The sequence below is a fragment of the Microbacterium sp. genome (genome assembly GCF_039812165.1).
Lineage (GTDB): Bacteria > Actinomycetota > Actinomycetes > Actinomycetales > Microbacteriaceae > Microbacterium.
Window position 1 is genome coordinate 1 of the sequence record NZ_JBDIAB010000025.1, and the last position, 22,980, is coordinate 22,980.

Sequence of the window (22,980 nt, forward strand, 5' to 3'; positions counted from 1 at the left end):
GCCCCGCGGCGCATGCTGCTGGCGGGGTGGATGCTGCTGTCGGCATATCTCATGCTGCGCGCCGGCTCGGCCACGGCGTTCGTCGCCGCCGCGTTCGTCGCCGCGGTCCTCGTGACGGTCCTGCTCATGCGCACGACGCGCCGCCCCGGGCAGCGCACGCGCTACTACCTCGCGTTCGCGTTCGTCGCCCTCGGCGGCCTCGCCGCGGCGTGGGCGCTGCGCGACACCCTGTTCGCGCTCCTCGGCCGCTCGTCCGACCTCACCGGCCGCCAGGGCATCTGGGCCGCCGTGTGGGAGCGCGCCATAGAGCGTCCCGTCGCGGGCTGGGGCTTCTCCACGCCGTGGGTGCCCACCGAGCCCGCGTTCGACCGCTGGATCGTCGACCACGGGCAGACCGTCATGCAGGCGCACGACATGTGGCTCGACGTGCTGCTGCAGCTCGGCGTCGTCGGCGTCGCCCTGATGGCCCTCGCCTACCTCGCGTTCGTGTGGCGCTCGTGGTTCTTCGCGGTCGACCGTCCGCGCTGGGATCTCGTCGCCGATCGCCCCTACTCCCCCATCACGCTGCTGCCGACCCTCACCGCGGCGCTCCTCATCGTGCAGGGCGTCGCCGAGTCGGGGCCGCTCGTGGGCTGGGGCTGGTTCTTCCTGGTCATGCTCGCGTTCAAGATCAAGCAGGCGCCGCTCGTCGGCCGCGGGCGCACCGAGGAGCGCCTCGCCGGCGAGCAGGGGGAGCGCCTCTCCGGCGAGCAGGGCGAGCGCCGCGCCGACCGGGCGACGTGACGGGCCGGCCATGTCGGGGGGCGGATCGGTGAACGAGACGACGCACGGGAGGCTGTGGACGCTCCTGGACTCGGCGGCGTTCGCGCGCGCCTACACGATCGCGGTGTTCGCGGCCGTGTTCTCCTCGTTCGCGATCGAGCGCCTCGCCGGGCGCGTCACGGCGGTCACGATCGTCGCCGCGCTCGGGGTCATCGGCGCGGTCGTGCTGTTCGTCCGGCGCCGCGAGATCTCGCTCGTGCGCCTCGTGCCCTCCACTCTCGTGGTGTTCCTCGCGTGGGCGCTCATCAGCGTCTTCTGGAGCACCGACCGCACGCTGAGCTTCTGGAGCTGGGTCTCGGCCGCCGGGATCGCGCTCCTCGGGGTCACGATCGGCCACATCCGCGACACGCTGCAGACCCTGCGCGCCCTCGGCGACGTCATGCGCTGGCTGCTGTCGATCTCGCTCGCGCTGGAGGTGCTCTCCGGCATCCTGCTCGACACGCCCTTCCGCTTCCTCGGCATCCAGGGCGCCATCGCCCAGGCGGGGCCGATCCAGGGCATCTTCGGCACGCGCAACCTGCTCGGCTTCGTGGCCGTGGTCGCCCTCATCACGTTCCTCGTGGAGTACCGCACGCAGTCGGTGCCGCCGGGGCTGTCGCTGTTCTCGGTCGTCCTCGGGAGCGTCGCGGCGCTCCTGTCCGATTCGCCGACGGTGGGCGTCCTCGCTCTCGCGGTCGCCGCGGCATCCGCCGCGCTCACGCTCGTGCGGGGCGCGCGCCCGCAGCGTCGCAGCGCGTGGCAGTGGGGGCTCGGCGCCACCGTCGCGGTGGGGCTGATCGTGGGCTACGCGGCGCGGCATCCGATCATCGCGTGGCTCGGCGCGGGCAGCGACTTCTCCACGCGCGCCGTCCTCTGGGAGAACCTGCTCGGCTACGTGCGCCTCGAGCCGGTGCACGGGTTCGGCTGGTTCGGGCCGTGGGCGGCGCGCGAGTTCCCGTTCGCCTCGATCAACTACGTGCTGCGCGAGAGCCACGCGAGCGCGCTCAGCGCGTACTTCGACGTGCTGCTGCAGCTCGGCTGGGTGGGCCTGCTGCTGTTCTTCGCGTTGACCGGCTTCGCGCTCGTCCGCTCGTGGCTCATCGCGAGCGAGCGCCGATCGATCGTCTACGCGTGGACGCCGCTGCTGCTCGTCGCCCTCCTCGTCGACTCGCTGTTCGAGAGCTTCACGCTCTCGGGGCCCGGCTGGCTGCTGCTCGTGATCTGCGCGGTCCGCGCCGGCCACGCCCGCTCGTGGCGCGAGCGGCTCGACGCGCGCATCGCCGGTCCCGACCTGCCGCATGCCCAGGATCCGTCGAGCCCGGCCCGGTAGACTCGGGTCGCTATGACTTCCTCCGCCGACACCGTCGACGCGCACGCGTCGACCTCGCCCAGCCCGGAGGCGTTCGACCCCGCCTCGGCGACCATCGCGGTCGTGACGTTCAACCGCTCGGGACTGCTCTCGCGCCTGCTCGAGAGCATCGTGCGCATGGACCCCAAGCCCGGACACCTCGTGATCGTCGACAACGCGTCCACCGACGACACCGGCGAGGTCGTCGAGTCGTTCCGCCCGCGCCTGGGCACCGAGCTCGTCTACCGGCGGCTCGACGAGAACACCGGCGGCTCCGGCGGCTTCAGCGAGGGCACCCGCGTGGCCTACGAGCTCGGCTCCACGTGGATCTGGCTCATGGACGACGACGTCGAGGTCATCCCCGACGGCCTCGCCAAGATGGGCAAGTGGGCGCCGCGCTTCCGCAGCATCCAGGGCCGCCGCTACGACTACGACGGCAGCGAGTTCTACTGGCAGTACCGCGTGGCCGAGCCCCTCGGCATCCCGATCCCCTTCGCCCCCTCCGGCTTCGACGCCTCGGGCTACAAGGAGATGAACTCGGGCTGCTTCGAGGGCATGTTCATCCACCGCGACATCGTGCAGCGGATCGGCCTGCCCGATCCGCGCTTCTTCATCTACTGGGACGACCAGATGTACGGCTGGCTCGCGTCGCGCACGACCACCTCGGTGATCGTGAACGAGTTCGTGCTGCGCCGCACGCGCGAGATCCGGCAGTGGGACATGGGCGTGCGCCACATGAACGCCTCGAGCAACGCGTACCGGTACTACATCATGCGCAACCGCGGGCACATGAAGCAGTACTACCGCAGCCTCGGCGTCTATCAGCCGGTGCTGTTCGGCGCCGGCACCGCGCTGACCTTCGTGAAGGAGCTCATCCGGCTCGCGTTCGTCGAGCGCACCGTGCGCGGCACGAGCAACCTGTTCCGCGGCATCCGCGACGGGCGTCGCATCGCGAAGGATGCCACGTGGCAGCCCATGCCGCCCCTGCCCGCACCCGCTGAGCAGTGACCCGCGCCCGCGCGGGCGCCTACTCGTTGTAGTCGGCGTTGTAACGGTCGAGCACGTCGGCGATCGGCGCATCCATCGCGAGGCGCCCCTTGTCGAGGTAGAGCCCGCGCCGGCAGAAGCGCCGCAGGTCGCGCTCGTTGTGCGACACGAAGAAGAGCGTCCGGCCGCCCTCGAGCAGCTCGTCGATGCGCCGGTAGCACTTCTCGCGGAAGGCCCTGTCGCCCACCGCGAGCACCTCGTCGACGAGCAGCACCGGCTCGTCCAGCTGCGACACCACCGAGAAGGCGAGGCGCACCTTCATGCCGTTCGACAGATGCTTGTAGGGGGTGTCGACGAAGTCGCCGATCTCGGCGAACGAGATGATGTCGTCGAAGCGGCGCGCGACCTCGGCCCGCGGCATCCCGTGCAGCCCCGCCGTCAGCCGCACGTTCTCGCGCACGGTGAGGTCGCCCACGAAGCCGCCGGTGATCTCGATGAGGGGCGCGACGCCGCCGTGGACCGTGACGCTCCCCTCGTCGGGCAGCAGCACCCCCGCGACGAGCTTGAGGAGCGTCGACTTGCCCTGGCCGTTGCGGCCGACGACACCGATCGACTCCCCGGGCAGCACGTCGAACGACACGTCGCGCAGCGCCCAGAACTCGTCCGGACGACTGCGCCGCGACGAGCCCGCGAAGAGATCCTTGAGGCTGCGGCGCCCGCGCCGGTTGCGGCGGAACCGGATGCCGAGTCCCTCCACGCGGATCGCGACGGGGTCTGCCATCACAGCTCCTTCAGGACAGGGCTCTCGAGCCGCCGGAACACCGAGACGCCGAGCGCCAGGACCCCGATGCTCACGACGGCGCTCGCGACGACGGCGAGGGTGTCCCACTGGCCGGGGAAGAAGCCCACGCGGTAGAGCGTGAAGATGCCCGCCAGCGGGTTGAAGACGGCGAGCTGGGCGAAGATCCCGGGCAGATCCTGGATGCCGTAGATCACCGGCGACGCGTAGAAGAGCGCCCGCAGGATCAGGCGGGTCGTGCGCTCGAGGTCACCCCACAGCACGCACAGCGGCGCGACGAGCAGGCCCAGCCCCACGAGCAGGATCGTCTGCAGCAGCACCCCCACCGGGAACCACAGCACGCCCCAGCCGACGCTCGCGCCGGCGAAGACCACGAAGGCCACGAGCACGGGGATCGACAGCAGGAACTCGATGCCCTTGCTGAGAACGATGCGGCCCACCCAGATCGACCGCGGGATCGACGTCGAGCGGACCAGGCGCGCGTCCTTGCGGAACGCGCGCGTGAAGTCGGTGACCGACGTGTTGAACCACACCCAGGGGAGCAGCGCCGTGACGAGGAACACGATGTACGGCTCGGCGCCGATGCGGTCGCCACGATGGAAGATGAGCGTGAAGACGAACCAGTAGATGGCGGCCATCACGAGCGGGTCGAGCACCGACCACACGTAGCCGAGCGCGCTGGTGGCGTAGCGCACCCGCAGGTCGCGCGCCGACAGCAGCCACAGCGAGTGCAGGTAGCGCCGGGGGGACCCCGGGGCGCCGACGGTCGCTGTGCTCACGATGACGAGTCTAGGACGCGTCGCCGACGCCGCCCGAGGACCGCTCGTCCGGACACGGCGCTCAAGCGGCGACGTCGAGGTAGTGCTCGATGACGTGCTCGGCGATGGCGATGCTGCTGGTCGCGGCGGGCGACGGCGCGTTGCGCAGCAGCGTCACGGGGCCCAGCCGGTCGACCGCGAAGTCGTCGAGCAGCTCGCCGCCGCGACCCCACGCCTGCGCGCGCACGCCTGCGCCGGTCTTGTGGGCGAGGTCCGACATCCGCAGCTCGGGCACGAACCGCTGCGCCTTCTTGAAGTACAGGGGCTTGATGAGCGATCCGCTGATCTCGTCGACGCCCATGAGCCAGTGCTGCTTGGCCAGCGGCCACGCGCCCGGCCACCGCAGCGACTCCCACGTGTCCTTGGGCGAGACCGACAGCCAGCGGTAGCCCTCGCGCGCGAGCGCCGGCACGGCGTTGGGGCCGACGTGCACGTTGTCGTAGACGCCGCGCGTGAAGTGCACGCCGAGGAACGGGAAGCGCGGGTCGGGCACCGGGTAGATCATGCCCTTGACGAGGTCGGTGCGCTCGGGCGCGAGCTCCCAGTACTCGCCGCGGAACGGGAGGATCTTCGGCGACGGGTCCGCGCCGACGAGCCGCGCCACGACGTCGGACTGCAGCCCCGCGCACACGACGAGCCGGTCGAACACGTCCTCCGACACCGGTGTCGTCACACGCACGCTGTCGCCCTCGCGATGGATGCCGGTGACCTCGTGCCCGAGCCGGATCTCGCCACCCGCACGCCGCACGTCCTGGGCCATCGCCTCGGTGATCGTGGCGTAGTCCACGGCCGCCGTGTGCGGCGAGTGGACGGCGGCGATGCCCGCCACGTGCGGCTCGACGTCGCGGAGCGCGGCCACGTCGTCGATGCGCGCCAGATCGGGCACGCCGTTGGCGATCGAGCGCCGCTCGATCTCGGCGAGGGCGCCGAGCTCCGACTCGTCGACGGCGACGACGAGCTTGCCGACCTCGCGGTAGGGCAGCGCCTTCTCCTGGCAGAACTCGCGGATCGACGCGCGGCCCTTCGCGCACAGCGTGGCCTTGAGCGAGCCGGGCTTGTAGTACAGGCCGGCGTGCACGACGCCGGAGTTGTGACCGGTCTGGTGCCCGGCCAGGCGCTGCTCCTTCTCGAGCACGGTGACCGCGTCGCCGCGCGCCGACAGTGCCCTGGCCAGCGCGATGCCGACGATGCCGCCTCCGACGATGCCGATGCGATCGGTCATATCAGGCCTTTCTGGTCGTGTCCGGTCTGTGCGCGCGGCGTCGAGCCGCCGCGCCGGGTCGTGCTCACGCGAGCCGGTTGTTCCACATCGACAGGGCCGAGCCGATGGCCATGTGCATGTCGAGGTACTGGTACGTGCCGAGGCGTCCGCCGAAGTGCACGTCCCGCTCGCCCTTGGCGAGCTCGCGGTAGGCGAGGAGGCCGGAGCGGTCCTCCGGCGTGTTCACCGGGTAGTAGGGCTCGTCCTCGCGGCTCGCGAAGCGCGAGAACTCGCGCATGATCACCGTCTTGTCGGCCGGGTACCGGTCGGCGCGCTCGGGATGGAAGTGCCGGAACTCGTGGATGCGCGTGTAGGGCACGTCGGCATCCGCGTAGTTCATGACGCTCGTCCCCTGGAAGTCGCCCACCGGCAGGACCTCCTCCTCGAAGTCGAGCGTGCGCCAGCTCAGCTCGCCCTCCGCGTAGTCGAAGTAGCGGTCGACGGGGCCGGTGTACACGATCGGCAGCTGTCCGACCGCGGCGCGCTTGTTCAGCGGCTGCGACTCGTCGAAGAAGTCGGTCGACAGCCTCACCTCGATGTTCGGGTGGTCGGCCATCCGCTCCAGCCACGCCGTGTAGCCGTCGGCCGGGAGGCCCTCCCACGCGTCGTTGAAGTAGCGGTTGTCGTACGTGTAGCGCACCGGCAGGCGGCTGATGACCTCGGCCGGCAGCTCGGTGGGCGCGGTCTGCCACTGCTTGGCGGTGTAGTCGCGGATGAACGCCTCGTACAGCGGGCGCCCGATCAGGGCGATCGCCTTCTCCTCGAGGTTCGCGGCGTCCTTCGCGTCGAACTCGCCGGCGAGCTCGTGCACGAGCGCACGCGCCTCGTCGGGCGAGTACGCGGCCCGGAAGAACTGGTTGATCGTCCCCAGGTTGATCGGCAGCGGGTACACGACGCCCTTGTGGTTCGTGTAGACGCGGTGCACGTAGTCGGTGAAGGTCGTGAAGCGGTTCACGTACTCCCACACCGTCGCGTTCGACGTGTGGAACAGGTGCGCGCCGTAGCGGTGCACCTCGATGCCGGTCTCGGCCTCGTCCTCGCTGTAGGCGTTGCCGCCGATGTGATGGCGGCGGTCGATGACGGTGACCGTGCGGCCGGATGCCGCGGCCCGCTCGGCGATGGTGAGCCCGAAGAAGCCGGAGCCGACGATGAGGAGATCCATGCGCGTGCAACGCCTTTCAGTTGGGCCGCTGGAGGAGCTCGCCTCCCGAGCCCCCGACGATCGTGACGACTCGGGTCCAGCCGAGTTCCTCGAGCGCCTCCGCGGTCGGTTCCGCGGCAGGATTCACGACGATGAAGTCGCTGCGGAACTGGTCGGCGACATCGACGAGAGCGCGGGCCGGCAGCTGATCGTACAGCAGCGGTCCGGGGGCGACGCATTGCTCGTAGCCGCCGAGGAAAGCAATGCGGCGGTGCCATTCCTGCCACGCCGGACCTCCATAGGGGATGTCCTTGCAGTCTGCGATCACCGCGCGCTGCGTCACGAGCTTCACCCACTCCGACCGCGGCGATGCCACCAGGACGCTGCCCTCCGGCACCGCGTCGCGAACCTGCTCGCCCCACGCGCGCAAGTTCGCATCCTGGATGAACGCGAAGTTGGGAACTCGGACGGTCAGGCCGCCCAGGACCGCCGTGACCATGACGACGAGGAGTCCCGCCGACAGTGCGCTCACGCGCGTCGCCCGGGAGCGCGTGGCGAGATCCGACCCTCTGGATCGCCGTGTCCAGAGAAGGAAGACGAACGCGGGAACGACGAGAGCGGCAACCATCAGGACGAGCCACCTGCGCGACGGCGTCGGCCAGCCCGGAGCCATCAGGAAGCCGAACCACGCCGCACCGCAGACCGCGATCAGGAGCACCGCCAGCCAGCCACGAAGCCGCACCAGCAGTGGAGCGACGGCCCCCCACATCGCGAAGGGAAGCAGCAACGCGCCGAGACGATAAACATTGACTCCCTGAGCCAGAGTGTCGAGGAGCGGGATCCGGAGCGCATCGGCGGCATAGCCGCCGGCGTAGCCGAGCGTCGCGAGGCCCACCGTCGTGAACCAGATCCACCTCGAGGAGCGCGGGACGACGAACGCACTGAGACAGGTCAGGACGATCAATCCGATCGTCGAGTAGTGTTCCGCGTTGCTCCACATGTGCGCCGCGCAGTGGTAGACGATGATCTGATCGCAGATGGCGACGAAGTCCTGCAGGTTCGACGCGATCGGCCGGATCGTGAGTCCGAACACGACGAAGGCGCCGGTCAGGACAAGAGCCAGCACGAGCGCCCAGTCGAGCTTGCGGAGTCGGACGCCCTCCACGACAAGCATCGCCACGAGAAGCACGATCGCGATGGAGCCCTGCTGCACGTGCACGATCGCGATGGCCGGAGCGAGCAGCACGACGAGTAGCCGCCGCTCGGTGAGCAGACCCGCGATCAAGAGATAGATCAGTTGGGCGGAGAGCACCGCCGGCAGTGCCTGTGCGATGACCGGAGAACCGGTGCCGCCGATCATCCACGGAGTGACGGCCGTGACGAGGGTCACGCCGAGGGCAGCGGCGATCGGAGCAGCGGGCACGAACCGGTATGCGAGCAGCGCCGTGGCCGCGCCGAAGGCGACCAGTCCGAGAGCCCAGAACACTGCATAGAAAAGAGAGAGGACGCCGAGCGACTCGCCCGCGTAGGTCATGGCGTCGAAGAACCAATGCGGCTGCGGTGCGGCCTCCATGAACCAGTCGTTCAGGAACGCTCCGGGGTGCGCCCAACTCAATCCCTCCGGCGACAGGACGAAGTGATCGCCCCAGCCTGCGAAGTATCCGTCGCCGATTGCCCCGAACATCTCGAGCACGCCGAGGATCGCCGCGAGGAGCATCGCCACGCCGATCAGACGCACCGCGGACACCGGAGTCGCAGGCTCCTCGCCGAGCACCGCGCGTTGACGCAGATCGAGCACCCTGGTTGTCCTCCCTGTGGTGAGAGCACGTTCGCGGCGCGCGGAAGCGTCTCCCGATCGTGATCGACGACGAGCTTAGCCCGGATCCCCTGAACGCTTCGGAGGAGCGCTCGTGTCACACTAGGGCCCATGTGTGTCAACGAGACGAGTGGTCCGCAAAAGGTCATGGTGTCCCGTCGATCGGCACTTCGAGCAACGATAGTCGCGGCGGCCGCACTCACGTACACGTCTCTCGCTTCTGCTCCGGCAGCCCACGCCGCCGAGACATGGTGGCACCCGTTAGAGGTGCGGTCAGACCCATCGCGATACTACGGATACTGGTACTCCGAGTACGATGATGGGCTCCACAAAGGAATCGACTACGCGCGAAGCGCAGGTACGAACGTACACCCCGTGGCAGCCGGTGTTGTCGTGGATGCGTCATGGAACGCGGCGGGACAATCCTGGGCCGGCTACTCCGTCCTGATACGCCACGCATCGGGCTGGCATAGCTTCTATGCGCACATGTCTGCTCTCACTGTGACAAGCGGTCAGACCGTGACTCCCCAACAGGTCATCGGGCTGGTCGGCTCGACAGGCCAGTCCGACGGCAATCATCTCCACTTGGAGATCTGGACGTCCTCATCGAGAACGCATACGGACCCGTGGCCGCTCGTCCACTACGCGCCTTTGCCGCAGCAGTCGCAGGTCTCCACGGTCGGGCGGCGAGTGGTTCCGATCATCGACGCACAGTCCCGCATCTCCCTGTACACGATCAGAGAGGACGGCCAGCTGTGGGGCGCCACTCAATCACAGGCGGGAGGCTCTTTCTCGGTGTGGTCACCGCTCGGCTCCGGCTCACCGGGTCTCGTCGGTGAGCCCGCTGTCATCGTCCTCGCCAGCGGGGTGATCGCGGTCTATGCAAGGACCTCCGCCGGAACTATCGCCGGCTCCGCGCAATCCGTTCCGGGCGGCGCGTTCGGGGGCTGGGTTACGATCGGTAGCCAAGGCGGCGGAATCGACAGCGACCCCTCCGTGACACAGTTCTCGAACGGCACGATCGGCGTCTATGCCGCTACCACTGCAGGGACCGTCGCGGGAGTCGCGCAAAGCTCGCCAGGCTCAAACTTCGGCACGTGGACATCGATCGGGAGCGGAGCCACGAATCTCTCCCGCAAGCCCGCGCTCGTGCGATTCGCCGATGATCGTGTCGCGCTCTACACACTGAACAGAAGCGCCCAGATCGTCGGTTCAGCTCAGGCCTCACCTGGTTCGGTGTTCAGTAGCTGGTCGACGATCGGCACGAACGGCGCCGGCGTGACGTCCGCGCCGAAGGCGTTTCTGCAATCGGGGCGCGTGCGCTTGTTCGCCACGGCGGGTTCGACCGTTGCCACCGTGACGCAGGCTTCTCCCGGCGCTGCATTCGATTCATGGGTGAACCTCGGCTCCGGCGCGTCCGCGATCCCGGATGCCCCTCCAGGCGTCGTTCAACTGATCGATGGGTATTCTGTCTACCTGCGAACGGAGACGGGCGACGCGTGGGGAACCAGTACAGGGTTCGAACCTCAAGCGCCCGGCGGGTGGGTCCAGGCCGGTTCTGGAGAGACGGTCGCCAGTCCCATCTCGCCGCTCGTGGTGGGCAACATCATCGCCTTGTACGCGATCAAGCCCAATGGTGCGGCCATCGGGACCAACCAGTCGTCACCAGGTGGCGCCTTCGGGGCCTGGGCGACGCTTTCATAGCGTGCCGAGAGTTCGTAGCGCGCCGCAGCGGAGGCCAGACCGCCGCGCGCATAGGCTTGTCAATGATCTGAATCGAATGGACCCCATGGCTCGCAACATCTCAGCGGAGGAGGGCCCGGGCCCGGCCGACAACCGATTCTGGCCGCGGTCGACCAGCCTCTTCCTCCTTCTCGTCGGGCTCGCGTTGGCGATCGTGTCCTTGGCCGTCGTGGTCAACATGCCGGAGCTCCGCTGGCATCCCGAACGTGATGCCGAGCTGCATGCGACCTACGACGCCTATCGCGAGACCGGCGTGCTCCTCGTGAAGGAGGCGGGTACTGGCTCACCGCAGATGCAGGTGCCGACTGCCGGCGCGATGGCACCGTCCGCGTGGGAGGACGATCCCGGCACCTACGTCCTGGCCAGCCTGATGAGCCGCATCACCGGCGCGGAGTCTCCGTACCCCGGACTCGCGATCGCTCAGGCGTTGCTCATCGCGCTGCCCCTGGTCTGGCTGCCGACGGCCGTCGCCCGCATCTTCCGCCGGGCCCGCGCCGGATACGCCCTGGTGCTCCTGCCCCCGATGACGTGGCTCCTCAACAACGGCACGATCCTCCTCGGCACCGAATACGGTCTGTCCGACGAGGTGAGCACGATCCGCGTCTATGCCTTGTACGGCATCCCTGCCTCCATGACATTCCTGGCGCTGTCGCTCCTGCTCCTTTTCAGCACCTACCGGCTCTCGACATCGCGGCTCATCGGAGCGAGCGCGCTCGTTGTCCTGCTCGCCGGCATGACCGGGCTGTTCGACAGCGTCGCCGGGGTAGGAGTGGCGGCCGCGGTGGCAATGCTCTGGTGGATCAATCGCCCGATACGATGGCGCTTCCTCCGCGCCGCCTTGATCGGCGTCCTCTCCGTCGCGATCGCGGTCGGCGTCCATGCCGGCGTCATGGCGATCCTCGACGGCGCACGCGCGGACGTGACAGACGGCTCGAACGAGTCGGTGCCCGTGTCGCCCGAGCCGTGGCAGGGCCTGTACTTGGGCCTGTCCTACCCTGAACCGATCACCGGGGCGGCCCCGACCTTCGACGCACCGTCCTCGATCGAGGACGCAGAGGCACGGCTCCTGGACGCCGCACCCGGCGCCGCCCCGGGAAGCATCGAGCGGCGAGACGCGCTCCGCGACCTGTACCTAGACGCTGTCTTCGAAGACGTTCCCGGCACGTTGTCGCTGTACACCCACAAAGCGCTGTTCGTCATCAAGCATTTCGGAGCGATGATCATCCTGATCATCGTCGGGTTCGTCCTGGCCTTGACGCGACGGGCGCCACAGCGACGAGCGCTCGCCGCAGCCTTCGCGATCACGGTCCCCACGCTGACACTCGGCTTCGCAACGCCTGTACTGCGCCTGCCGGTTCTCTACGACTACTCGCAGCTCTCGGCGGCTTTGGGCCTGCTCGCGGCGGTGTCGCTCGGAGCTCTCGTCTGGTCGATCACATCGATGCCGTCGCACGTGCGCTCCGTCGAGCGCAGCCGGATCAGCGGTCGGACCGACCCGCATCCCATGCTGCACCGCGGCTTCTCGCCGGCGACACAACCGAGAATCAGCGTCGTCGTACCCACTCGCAACGGGGCGGAGGTGCTGGAGAGCACGCTCGACGCGCTCGGCGCGGAGCTGACCTCTGCGGACGAGATCATCGTCGTCGAGAACGGGTCGACCGACGGCACGCAGCAGCTGCTAGAACGCATCCAGAACCACTGGGACCAGCCCGCCGCGTTGCTTCTCCGGCATTCGGAGCCAGGTCTCGGCGAGGCTCTGCGTGCCGGCGTCCTCGCGAGCAGCGGGCGACGTCTCCTGCTCACCGCGGACGATCTGCCCTTCGGGTTCACCGACCTCGTCGAGTTCCACAAGCTGCCCGACGACGTCGCCGTCGCCGTCGGTTCCAAGGCGCATCCCGGGTCGGCAGTCGCCCGCGGACGTCTCCGTACGGTCCAGTCGCGCATCTTCCGTTTCCTCCGCGAGGCGCTGCTGCAGTCGGCAGTGGGCGACAGCCAAGGCACACTGTGGGTCGACGGCGAGTGGGGCCGTGAGTTCGCGCGCCTGTCCCGAGAGAGCGGTCTGATGTGGACGACCGAGCTGGTCCTGGCGGCTGAGCAGCAGAATCTCGCCGTGCACGAGGTGCCGGTCTCCCTCAGTGTGCGACACGAGACCGGGTCCAGCAGGTTCCGCTTCTCCGATGCCTGGCAGTCGGTTCTGGGTTTCACCCGCCTCGCCGTCTACAAGGACGACTACTGCAATGAGGACTGGGCGCGCTCCACGCGACCCAGCGAGGGCGCGTCGACGCCCCATCCGTGAGCATCCGCTGTAGCCGCCGACGGCATGCCGCCGGGCTCGTGCTCAGGCGGACCATGGGAGGATGAGGGAATGCACGCCGCACCCCCTTCCGAGGCGAGTTCGCTGCTCATGCGTCTGTGGTCGTCGAGCGCAGTTCGCTACCTGCTCATGGGCGGCTTTGCATTTCTCTTCGATATCGGAGTGCTCTGGCTTCTCCATGAGGCATTCCGCGTGCCGCTTCCGATCAGCACCCCCGCCGCATTCCTGCTGAGCTTCGCCGTCACATACACGCTGCAGCGCACGGTCGCGTTCCGCGCCTCCGATGGCGTCGCACCGAGTGTGATCCGCTATGCGCTCCTGGTCGCTTTCAACACGGTCGCCACGACCGGGATCGTATGGGCTGCAGACGCGCTCGGCATGCCGTGGGCTGTGGGCAAGGTCGCGGCGGTCCTGGCGACCACCGTCTGGAACTACTTCGCATATCGTTACTGGGTGTTCTCCACCCGGAAGGTGAATGACTGATGTACAGGGGCGCCCGTGTCGCGGCCGTGGTTCCGGCTTACAAGGAAGAGTTGATGATCGGCCGGGTCGTCGAGACGATGCCCGCGTACGTCGATGACATCGTGATCGTCGACGACTGCAGCCCTGACGACACCAGCGGTGTCGTCGAGCGCCTCGATGATCCGCGTGTCACGCTCGTCCGTCACGAGGTCAACCAGGGTGTCGGAGGGGCGATCATCACCGGTCACAAGGCTGCGCTCGACCTCGGCAGCGACGTGAACGTCATCATGGCCGGCGATGCTCAGATGGACCCGGCATATCTCCCGGCGCTGCTGGACAAGGTCACCGCGGAGGGCTTCGGCTTCTCGAAAGCCAACCGGTTCTATGCGCCCGAGTCGTTCAGCGGCATGCCGGGACACCGAGTGTTCGGCAACATCGTCCTGTCGTTCATGACGAAGCTGGCGTCGGGCTATTGGAACCTCTTCGACCCTCAGAACGGCTACACAGCGATCCGCTCGGATGTTCTCCGGCGGATTCCGCTCGATCGTGTGGCCAAGCGCTACAGCTTCGAGAACGACCTCTTGATCCACCTCAACATCCTGCAGGTGCCTGCGGTCGACGTCCCGGTTCCGGCCGTCTATGGCGACGAGGTATCCAGCATCAAGCTCCGCCGAGTGATCCCGGAGCTGATGAATCGCCTCACCGTCGGCTTCTGGAGCCGGATTTGGTATCGGTACGTGCTCTGGTCGTTCTCGCCCATCGCGCTGCTGCTGTTCACCGGGTTGCTGCTCTTCGGCTTCGGCGTCATCGTCAGCATCTGGATGATCTTTCAGATCATGGCTTCCGTCATCGCCACCGCCGCGACCGTGATGCTCGCGGCGCTTCCGCTCATGATCGGGACGCAGATGCTGATCAGCGCCCTGCAGCTGGACATCCAGGCGACGCCGTCGACGCCGTCCTACCCGCCCTTCGACCGCCAGCAGAGCTCTTGGTCCCCCGAGGTCAGACCGTCACCCGACCGGTGATCACGAGCTCACCGCCCGCGCCTGCCGAGCGGAGCGCGGACTCCACCACTTCGAGCGTGTGAGCCGCCTCCGACATCGTCGACAACTCGGTCTGCACCCCGAGCACGCTGTCGCGGAACGCCTCGAGTTCGGCGCGTAACGGCTCCTTCTTGGCGAAGGCGAACCGCGTGACGTCGCCCTCTGATACACCGCGGAACGTCGAGACCGACTCCCACTCGAGCGGAACCGTGCCGTTCGCATAGAAGGTGAGGTCGCCCGTGGCGGTGTCCGCGATGAACGTTCCCCGCTCCCCCGTGACGACGGTGACACGCTCCTTCATCGGGCTGAGCCAGTTGATGAGGTGATTCGCGATGATCCCGTTCGACAAGCGCCCCGTGATCGAGATCATGTCCTCGTGCTCGCGACCGCTCTTGTGCGCCGTCTGCGCGGAGACGGAACGGTAGGTGCCCTGCGCGACCCAGGCGGTGAGGTCGATATCATGAGTCGCGAGATCCTTGGCCACCCCCACGTCACCGATACGTCCCGGGAAGCTGCTCTGGCGGCGCGTCGCGATCTGATAGACGTCGCCGGCGTCACCGTTCGCCAAGCGAGAACGCAGTTGCTGGAGCGCCGGGTTGAATCGCTCGACGTGTCCGACGGCGCCGACGAGCCCGTGACGCTCGAAAGCCTCGGCCACCCGGTTGCCGGTCGCCGTGTCGTCCGCGATCGGCTTCTCCACGAGCGTGTGCACGCCCGCTTGCGCGAGCGCCAGGGCGGCGTCCGCGTGAAATCGGGTGGGAATCGCAACCACCGCGATCTCGATGCCTGCGTCGATCAAGGCGTCCACATCGGGAAGGATCGTCATCCCGGTCGCGACGCGGTGGGGGTCACCGCCGGGATCGGCGACGGCGACGAGTTCCACGCCTTCGACGTCGCGGAGGATCCGCGCGTGATGGCGACCCATCATGCCCAGGCCGAGCAGACCGGCCCGCAGGGCCGCCATCAGGCGCCCGCTCCTGCGACGGCCACGACAGCGGCGACCACGCGTTCGAGGTCGTCCTTGCTCAGCGACGGATGGACCGGGAGCGAGACCACCTCTCGAGCCGCACGCTCGGTCTCGGGAAGGTCCAGTCCGGGCGCGAAGTGCGCCAGCGAAGGAAGCCGATGGTTCGGAATCGGGTAGTACACCCCGCTGCCGATCGCGTGTTCCTCGCGGAGCGCCTTGACGAACCCGTCGCGGTCCTCCGGCACCCGAACGGTGTACTGGTGGTACACGTGCGTGGCGCCGTCGGCCACAGGCGGGACGATCACGCCGCGGAGGTTCTCGTCGAGGAACGCCGCGTTGCGCCGACGAGCCTGCGTCCAGCCGTCCACCTTCGTCAGTTGCACCCGTCCGATCGCTGCATGAATGTCGGTCATGCGTGCATTGAATCCCACGACTTCGTTCTCGTACTGACGCTCCATCCCTTGGTTGCGGAGGAGTCGCACGCGACGTGCGACCTCACCGTCCACGGTGGCGACCATGCCGCCCTCACCACTGGTCATGTTCTTCGTCGGGTAGAGCGAGAACATCGCGAACGTGCCGAACGTGCCGACAGGAGCGCCGTCGAGCGCCGCACCGTGGGCCTGCGCGGCATCCTCGTAGAGGTCGACTCCCTGTGCTTCGGCGAGAGTCGACAGTTCAGCCATGCGGGCCGGGTGACCGTACAGGTGCACCGGCATGATGCCCTTCGTACGAGGACTGACCGCCGCGGCGACGGCCTCGGGGTCGAGCGTGAATGTGTCGGGTTCGATGTCCGCGAACACAGGCGTCGCACCCGTCAGGGCGACCGAGTTCGCGGTCGCCGCGAACGTGAACGATGGCACGATGACCTCGTCGCCGGGTCCGACGCCCGCCGCGAGCAGTCCCAGGTGCAGTCCCGATGTTCCGGAGTTGACCGCGACGACGGGACGCCCCGCCACGAAGTGAGCCGAGAACTCGTCTTCGAAGGCAGCGACCTCGGGGCCCTGGGCGACCATGCCGCTCCGGAGCACGCGGTCCACAGCGACGCGCTCGTCGTCGCCGATGAGCGGCTTGGCCGCGGGGATGAAATCGGTCACTCGTCCTCCTCGTGAAGAAGCGCGTCGGCTTCGATGCGGTGCTCACCCAGCGGCGGGGGACACGATCACTCAGTCTAGCCAAGCCTCGATGAGCGGAAGCCTACGATGGGACGGTGACCCCCGCCACTCCCGCGAAGCTCGGTCGCGCCGCCGCCGTCGCGATCCCGCTCCTGCTGCTCCTCTCGCTCGTGTGCTGGGCGTTCGCCTCACCGGTCGGCTCGAGTCCCGACGACAACTTCCATCTGCCCTCGATCTGGTGCGGCCTCGGCGAGCGGGCAGGCATCTGCGAGCCATCCGGGAACCCGGACACCAGAATGGTACCGGCGTCAGTGGTCTCGGCGCCCTGCTACGCGTTCGAGTCGGAAGAGAGCGCTGCGTGCTGGAACCCGCACGACTCCGAGATGACCGAGGCGACCTGGATGAACGCCGTGGGGCTGTACCCGCCGCTGTTCTACACCACCATGGGCTTCTTCGTCGGCGACGATGTATCGACGTCCGTGATGGCAATGCGCATCGCGAACTCCGCGATCATCGTGGGACTGCTCACTGCGGTGTTCTTCACGTTGCCACGACGCATCAGGCCTGCGCTCCTGATCTCCGCGTTGGGTTCGTCCATTCCCCTCGGGATGTTCGCGATCGCCTCTACGAATCCCTCTTCATGGGCTTTCGCCGCCGCGACAACGATCTGGGTCAGCCTCTACGGCGCCACGCAGACATCAGGGCGACGACAATGGGCACTCAGCGCGCTCGCCGTCGTGAGCGCCACGATTGGAGCGGGTGCCCGTGCAGACGCGGCGGCCTTCGCGATGTTCGCGATCGTGATCGCCGCGATCCTCGGCATCCGCCGCGGACGCCCCCTGCTGGCACCTGCCGTCGCTGCGGCGCTGGTGGTGGCGATCAGCGTCTTCTTCTACCTCGGAGCCAGTCAAGGCGGCGCGGTCGCGACGGGGCTTCCCACTGATGACCCGCCACTGAGCGCGGCACAGCTCATCGCCAATCTCTTCGGCATCCCGATGCTCTGGGCAGGGGCATTCGGCGGCATGGGGCTCGGATGGCTCGACACCCCGATGCCCGCAACGGTATGGGTGCTCGCAGGCGCTGTGTTCTGCGGCGCCGTTTTCGTCGGCGTCGATCGGTTGGGGGCGCGTCGGGGAAGCGCTCTGCTCCTGTCCGCGACGGCGTTGTGGATCGTCCCCTTCGTACTGCTCGCCCAGTCGAACGCCGTGGTCGGCAGCATCGTGCAGCCGCGCTATCTGCTTCCACTGATCGTGATCCTGCTCGGTGTAGCGAGCCTCTCGGACCGCAGCGTGGAGGCATGGCGCGGATCGAGGTCGCTCATCGCGGGCCTCGCGCTCAGCATCGCCATGTCGCTCGCACTGCACTACAACATCCGTCGCTACACGGTCGGAACAGACAGCAACGCGATCGACCCGGGGGCGGACGCCGAGTGGTGGTGGACGGCCGCGCCAGCCCCCCTGGCGATCTGGCTCATCGGCTCGATCGCCTTCACCGCTGTGTGCGTGCTGTTGTGGCTTGTGCTTCGGAAGACGGATGCCGGCGCAGTGACCCGATCGGATCCGCCCGGGGCCGGACCGCTTCCCGAGGACCGAGAGCCGATCGCCTACGACACCCCGCGGTAGGTCCGCTCCCACGCGGCGCGGCCGGATAGCTCGGGGGCCGCGCGCCGGTACGCCGACGCGAGTCGCGGCCACCGCCACCACAGGCGCACCCGGAGGCCGATCGCGTCGCGGGCGAGCGTCGCGGCGACCCGCCGGTCGCGACGGAGGACGAAGCCTCCCGAGCCGGTCGCGCTGCCGACGACCGCGGAGTCCACGGTGCCGAGCGCCCACCACTTGCCCGCCTCGCGGTCGAGCCGCACGTCGACCTCGGCGTCGGGGCCCGGCGCCCGGCGCACCTGCCGGAGCCCGCTCGCGGCGATCCGTCGCAGGGCCGCCGCAGCGCCGTGCGGGCGGCTCGGCGCGGTCGTGGATGCCGCGGACGGGAGCGCCGCGTCGGGCCGGACGTCCTGACCGCGGCGCGCGAGCACCTCGCGCGCGTCGGCGCGACGGTGCGCGAGCGTGCGATGCAGGTGCTCGGGCCCGCTGAGCACGTCGCGGAGGGCGAGATGCCGCACGGCCGCCGATCCGTACTGCAGGCAGAGGAGGTGGTTGAGGTCCTGCGCGAGCGTGTCGGCGAGGAGCCGTCCGCCGCGCCGGTGCGGCGAGTGCAGCAGCGCCGTGACGACACGGTTGCGCAGCTGGTAGTAGGCCTGCCAGTCCAGGCCGTCGTCCTTCGCGGTCCACGGCACGTGCCACAGTGCGGCACCGGGGAGCGTGACGGTCGGATGCCCCGCCGCCGCGGCGCGGAGGCCGTACTCGGCGTCGTCCCACTTGAGGAAGAACGGCATCGCGGCCCCGAGGCGTCGAACGACCTCGGTGGGGACCAGGCACATCCACCACCCGTTGAAGTCGACGGCGTAGTGACGGTCGAACGCCGGCGTGCCGTCCGGGTGGGCGTGCGCGAGGTCGGCGCGCTCCAGCGACGGCGCGACCGGCACCCACCAGAACCGCTGGAGGTCGACGCGCTCGCCGTATGAGTGCAGCACCGTGGGCTCGGGGAGGCTCAGCATCTGCGCACCGACGAGCGGGAGCCCCGCGGCGTGCTCGGCGAAGGCGAGCATCCGCAGCACCGACTCGGGCTCGAGCACGACGTCGTCGTCGAGGAGCAGCACGTGGCTCGCCCCGGAGTCCGTGCCCTCGAGCATCCCCCGGCTGAAGCCGCCCGAGCCGCCGAGGTTCGCCTGCTCGATCACCGCGAGGCGCTCTCCCCAGGCATCCGCCGCCCGCGCGAACTCCGGCGACGCGGCGACGCTCTCGGTCCCCTGGTCGACCACCGTCACGCGACGGATGCGGGGCCGCAGGCGCTCGTCGTCGCCGAGCGCCGCGACGAGCCGCGCGCAGTCGTCGACGCGGTCGAACGTCGTGATGGCGATCGCGAGCGAGGCCTCGTCGCGTGCCGGCGCCGGGGCGTCCCAGCGCGCGTCGCGCACGCGGGCCCCTTCCGCACCCGCCTCGGCCTCGAACCACAGCCACCCGATCGACGGGTCGAGGGCGACCTCGACGGCGACCTCGCCGCTCGCCCCCGCCAGCTCCTGGATCGTGCGGGCGGTGCCCTCGGCATCCGTCGCGATCACGCGCACCGTCGCCGCCCCCTCGATGGCGAGTGCGAGCCGGAGCGCACGCACGTCGGTGCAGGCGCGCCACGTGGCCGCCGGCACGCCGCCGAGGTAGGTGCCGAACGAGACCGTCCGGCCGGGCGGCACGTCGACGCCCTCGCGCGTCCAGCCCGCTGCGGCGCCGTCGATGCGCGCGTACAGCGGCAGGGTCTCCGGGCGCCCTGCGGGCGGCAGCAGCACGCGCTGGACGGTGCGCCAGTCGGCCGTCACCGCGTCCGCCGTTCGCGGCGCCAGTCGCGCACCGCCCCGGTGAGCCGCTGGCCGAGCGAGCGCCGCTCGTCGAGCTGCCGCGCCACCTCGTCCTGGATGAACCGCGTGAGGTAGAGCGCGAGGCCCGGGCCGTGCTGCTCGACGTAGGCCCGCAGCGCCTCGTCGCGCACGAGCTGGTCGTACTTGTCGTGCTCTCCCGCCAGGGCGAACATGCTGTTGCCGAGCTCGCCGTCCACTCCCGCGCGCTGCAGCCAGTACGCGAGCGGCTCGCCGTCGAGCAGGCCGATGCGATGGCGCAGGGCCGTGCGGAGGTTGAGCTCCCAGTCCTCGGCGGCGTGGATGTCCTCGCGGTACATCCCGACGTCGTCGTGCAGCGCGCGCCGGTACAGGTACGAGATCGGCACGAAGCGGTTGACCTGCAGCAGCTCCGCGTACGTGATCGCGGTCAGCTGCGGCCAGAAGGGGACGCGTCCGACCTCCTGGAAGCGCCCGTCGCGCTCGGCCTCGTAGACGATCTCGGTGCGCGCCGTCACGCCGATGTCGCCGGGGTGCTCGTCGAGCCAGCGCACGGTCTCCTCGAGGAACCGGGGATGCCAGAGGTCGTCGTCGTCGTGCAGCACCACGAACTCGGTGTCGAGCCCCCGCACGCCCTGGTTGGCCGCCGCCGACCGGCCGTGCGGCGTCTCGTTGTCGGTGACGCGGACGCGCTCGCGCACCTCGACGGGAAGCTCCGACACCGCGGCGGCGACCGCGGCGGCGTCGCCGCCGTCGTTGACGACGTGGACGGCCCAGTCGCGGTAGCGCTGCGCGGCGACGTCCGCGAGAGCGCGGCGGAGGAAGGCCGGCCGGTTCTTCGTCCGCACGACGATCCCGACCCGAGGGGCCCGCTCAGGCACCTGATCCTCCCTCCCCGCGGTCGGAGGGTCCGCACGCGGCAGGCCGAGGCTATCATCCGCCGCGGCGTGCCCCCGTGCCCTCCTATACTCCGAGTGTGCTGAGTCGTCTCCGGAAGCTGTGGCGCACGGCGCGCAGCGCACCGGTGCTCCGGCTCGGCGTGGAGGCGCTCGACCGCCTCTGGTGGGCACGCGTCATCCTGCGCGCGGACGTCGTCGACCTCGACTTCGTCGCCGCCCAGCGCGGGCGGCGGATCTCGGCGCGCGCGGCCGTCCGTCGCTACGTGCGCGGCGGATTCCGGCAGGGGTTCGCGCTCAACCCGCTCTTCATGGAGCGGACGGTGTCGCGCCAACTCTCCGACGCGGAGCGCGTGCCGGCACTGTACGCGTACCTCGTCAACGATCGCGCCGAGCTCGTCACGAGCCCCAACTGGGACGCGCCGCGGCTGGCCGCCGAGGAGCCCGCCGCGCTGGCCGACCCGGCCGGTCCGCTCGGCTTCGCGTGGCGGCGCGCGCATCGCGACGGCTGGATCGCCATGGGCGGGGGCACGACGACCACCCGGCTGGCCTGGCCGGATCTCCTCGCGGCGGCGATCGCGCCGATCCCCGCCGCGCCGGCTCCGGAGCCGGCGGTCCCCGCCTTCGTCTGCGTCCTCGGTCCGGATGAGACGGACCCGGACCAGGCGCTCGGGCTGGCGGCGGCGGCCGGAGAGCTCGGTCTGGACGTCGACGTCATCGTCACCGGTCGGTCTTTCGACGAGGCGGCGCAGGCGTCGATCCTGGCGGCCTGGTCACCGCGGGTGGCGGTCCGCCGGGCGCCGCTGCACGTCGCCACTGTTCCTCGCCCTACCGTCCGGGATGCCGCGACGACCTTCCGCGGGCCCGGTGCGGCGTTGTCGCCGGAGGCGTTCCGCGACCTCGTGCGCGCGGGGGCCACGGGCCCCACGGCCGCCCTCTGGCTGGCCCCGGACGGCACGATCGCCTCGGCGGGGACGGTGTTCTCGGGCGGGCGGGCCGGTCCCCTGCTCGCCGGTCATCCGGTCGAGGACGCGCGGCGGCTCGGCGCGCGCATCCCCGTCCCCGCCCTCGCCGGGCCCGCGCGCTCGTGGCCGGCGGGGACGACCCCCGACGGTCCCGGCCACACGCTGACCACCGTCACAGTGACGTCGGCGGCCTCCGCCGCTCCCCCTGCCGCCCCGGACGCACCCGACACCGACGTCGATACGCTCCTCGGGCCGTCCGGGCTGGAGCTCGATCGCTGGGTCGCGGGCGTCCCGAGACTCCGTCGCACCGCCGTCGCCGGGGAGCGCCCCCAGCGTTGGGCGATCAAGACCGCGGCACCGGCCGGCCGCGCGGGCGAGTCCTGGGGCGAGACCCACTTCGCGCGCGGGCTCGCGGCGGCGCTGGAGCGGCTCGGCGAGCAGTGCGTCATCGACGGGCGCGATGCCACCGATCGGCCGAGCGCATCCCTCGACGACGTCGTCCTGGTGCTCCGCGGGCCGCATCGCATCGTCCCGCCGCCGACCGGATGCCGCATCCTGTGGATCATCAGCCACCCCGACGAGATCACCGCCGACGAGCTGGACGACTTCGACGTCGTCTTCGCGGCGTCCGCGCCATGGGCGCGCACGGCGAGCGGACGATTCGGCCGCGAGATCGAGCCGCTCCTGCAGTGCACCGACGTCCGGCGCTTCCACCCGTCGGGCGCGGTGCGCACCGAAGAGATCGTCTTCGTCGGCACGGCGCGCGGCATCGCACGCCCCGTCGTCGTGGAGCCGCTGCGCGCCGGCATCCCGGTCCGGGTCTATGGACCGGACTGGCGCGGCTACATCCCCGCGTCGGCGATCGCCGCCGACGGTATCGCGAACGACCGGCTCCCCGGCCTCTACGAGCGCGCGGCGGTCGTCCTCAACGACCACTGGCCGGCGATGCGGCGAGAGGGTTTCGTCTCGAACCGGTTGTTCGACGTCGTCGCTGCAGGCGGACGTGCGATCTCCGACGACGTCGCCGGGATCGAGGAGATCTTCGGCGAAGCCGTGCGCACCTTC

The 22,980-nt window shown here is 69.7% G+C and carries 17 protein-coding genes and 1 pseudogene; 9 read left to right on the plus strand and 9 right to left on the minus strand.

The features are described 5' to 3' along the window. The 3 genes from WML84_RS03810 to WML84_RS03820 all read left to right on the plus strand — a co-directional run. Positions 1 to 783 (plus strand): O-antigen ligase family protein (locus tag WML84_RS03810; RefSeq protein ID WP_347344816.1); only part of this gene is annotated, 783 nt, incomplete at its 5' end. A gap of 28 nt (positions 784 to 811) precedes the next feature. Further along, positions 812 to 2,131, plus strand: coding sequence for an O-antigen ligase family protein (locus WML84_RS03815; RefSeq protein WP_347344817.1), 1,320 nt, complete (start codon positions 812 to 814; stop codon positions 2,129 to 2,131). Positions 2,132 to 2,143: 12 nt separating this feature from the next. Continuing rightward, the gene (locus WML84_RS03820; RefSeq protein ID WP_347344818.1) at positions 2,144 to 3,157 is read left to right on the plus strand and encodes a glycosyltransferase family 2 protein; all 1,014 of its coding nucleotides are present in this window, start codon (positions 2,144 to 2,146) and stop codon (positions 3,155 to 3,157) included. A gap of 19 nt (positions 3,158 to 3,176) precedes the next feature. Here WML84_RS03820 and WML84_RS03825 read toward each other — a convergent pair whose 3' ends face one another. The 5 genes from WML84_RS03825 to WML84_RS03845 form a co-directional block, all read right to left on the minus strand. After that, positions 3,177 to 3,917: an ABC transporter ATP-binding protein gene (locus WML84_RS03825; protein ID WP_347344819.1), complete on the minus strand. Its 741-nt coding sequence runs from the start codon at positions 3,915 to 3,917 to the stop codon at positions 3,177 to 3,179. Next, entirely contained in the window at positions 3,917 to 4,714 is a 798-nt protein-coding gene (locus WML84_RS03830) for an ABC transporter permease (protein ID WP_347344820.1), read from the minus strand. Before WML84_RS03830 ends, WML84_RS03825 begins: the two co-directional genes overlap by 1 nt. A 61-nt stretch (positions 4,715 to 4,775) precedes the next feature. Next, the gene (gene lhgO, locus WML84_RS03835; RefSeq protein WP_347344821.1) at positions 4,776 to 5,975 is read right to left on the minus strand and encodes an L-2-hydroxyglutarate oxidase; all 1,200 of its coding nucleotides are present in this window, start codon (positions 5,973 to 5,975) and stop codon (positions 4,776 to 4,778) included. A 64-nt stretch (positions 5,976 to 6,039) separates the two neighbouring features. Continuing rightward, a complete protein-coding gene (gene glf / locus WML84_RS03840; RefSeq protein WP_347344822.1) occupies positions 6,040 to 7,176 on the minus strand; it encodes a UDP-galactopyranose mutase in 1,137 nt (378 codons plus the stop codon). A 16-nt stretch (positions 7,177 to 7,192) separates the two neighbouring features. Then, entirely contained in the window at positions 7,193 to 8,953 is a 1,761-nt protein-coding gene (locus tag WML84_RS03845) for a DUF6798 domain-containing protein (protein ID WP_347344823.1), read from the minus strand. 165 nt (positions 8,954 to 9,118) lie between these two features. Here WML84_RS03845 and WML84_RS03850 point away from each other — a divergent pair, with 165 nt between their 5' ends. The 4 genes from WML84_RS03850 (at position 9,119) to WML84_RS03865 (ending at position 14,515) form a co-directional block, all read left to right on the plus strand. Beyond that, positions 9,119 to 10,675 (plus strand): peptidoglycan DD-metalloendopeptidase family protein, encoded by a 1,557-nt coding sequence (locus tag WML84_RS03850; protein WP_347344832.1) that lies wholly within the window; start codon positions 9,119 to 9,121, stop codon positions 10,673 to 10,675. Between the two features lie 85 nt (positions 10,676 to 10,760). Continuing rightward, positions 10,761 to 13,010: a glycosyltransferase gene (locus WML84_RS03855; protein ID WP_347344824.1), complete on the plus strand. Its 2,250-nt coding sequence runs from the start codon at positions 10,761 to 10,763 to the stop codon at positions 13,008 to 13,010. 69 nt (positions 13,011 to 13,079) lie between these two features. After that, entirely contained in the window at positions 13,080 to 13,511 is a 432-nt protein-coding gene (locus tag WML84_RS03860) for a GtrA family protein (protein WP_347344825.1), read from the plus strand. After that, positions 13,511 to 14,515, plus strand: coding sequence for a glycosyltransferase family 2 protein (locus WML84_RS03865; protein ID WP_347344826.1), 1,005 nt, complete (start codon positions 13,511 to 13,513; stop codon positions 14,513 to 14,515). Before WML84_RS03860 ends, WML84_RS03865 begins: the two co-directional genes overlap by 1 nt. On the opposite strand, the gene WML84_RS03870 is transcribed toward WML84_RS03865, so the two are convergent. Next, positions 14,493 to 15,497: a Gfo/Idh/MocA family oxidoreductase gene (locus WML84_RS03870; protein ID WP_347344827.1), complete on the minus strand. Its 1,005-nt coding sequence runs from the start codon at positions 15,495 to 15,497 to the stop codon at positions 14,493 to 14,495. The genes WML84_RS03865 and WML84_RS03870 overlap by 23 nt on opposite strands. Beyond that, positions 15,497 to 16,594, minus strand: a complete 1,098-nt coding sequence (locus WML84_RS03875; protein ID WP_347344828.1) for a DegT/DnrJ/EryC1/StrS family aminotransferase — start codon at positions 16,592 to 16,594, stop codon at positions 15,497 to 15,499. The genes WML84_RS03870 and WML84_RS03875 overlap by 1 nt, the downstream gene beginning before the upstream one ends. A 188-nt stretch (positions 16,595 to 16,782) precedes the next feature. Here WML84_RS03875 and WML84_RS03880 point away from each other — a divergent pair, with 188 nt between their 5' ends. Continuing rightward, positions 16,783 to 18,234: a DUF2142 domain-containing protein gene (locus WML84_RS03880; RefSeq protein ID WP_347344829.1), complete on the plus strand. Its 1,452-nt coding sequence runs from the start codon at positions 16,783 to 16,785 to the stop codon at positions 18,232 to 18,234. Here the strand turns inward: WML84_RS03880 and WML84_RS03885 are convergent. Both WML84_RS03885 and WML84_RS03890 read right to left on the minus strand, forming a co-directional pair. Beyond that, positions 18,216 to 20,039, minus strand: a complete 1,824-nt coding sequence (locus WML84_RS03885) for a glycosyltransferase (protein WP_347344830.1) — start codon at positions 20,037 to 20,039, stop codon at positions 18,216 to 18,218. The two genes, WML84_RS03880 and WML84_RS03885, sit on opposite strands and share 19 nt — an antisense overlap. Continuing rightward, the gene (locus WML84_RS03890) at positions 20,036 to 20,935 is read right to left on the minus strand and encodes a glycosyltransferase family A protein (RefSeq protein ID WP_347344831.1); all 900 of its coding nucleotides are present in this window, start codon (positions 20,933 to 20,935) and stop codon (positions 20,036 to 20,038) included. Before WML84_RS03890 ends, WML84_RS03885 begins: the two co-directional genes overlap by 4 nt. 95 nt (positions 20,936 to 21,030) lie before the next feature. Here WML84_RS03890 and WML84_RS03895 point away from each other — a divergent pair. After that, a pseudogene (locus WML84_RS03895) lies at positions 21,031 to 22,980 on the plus strand (hypothetical protein); the annotation flags it as partial.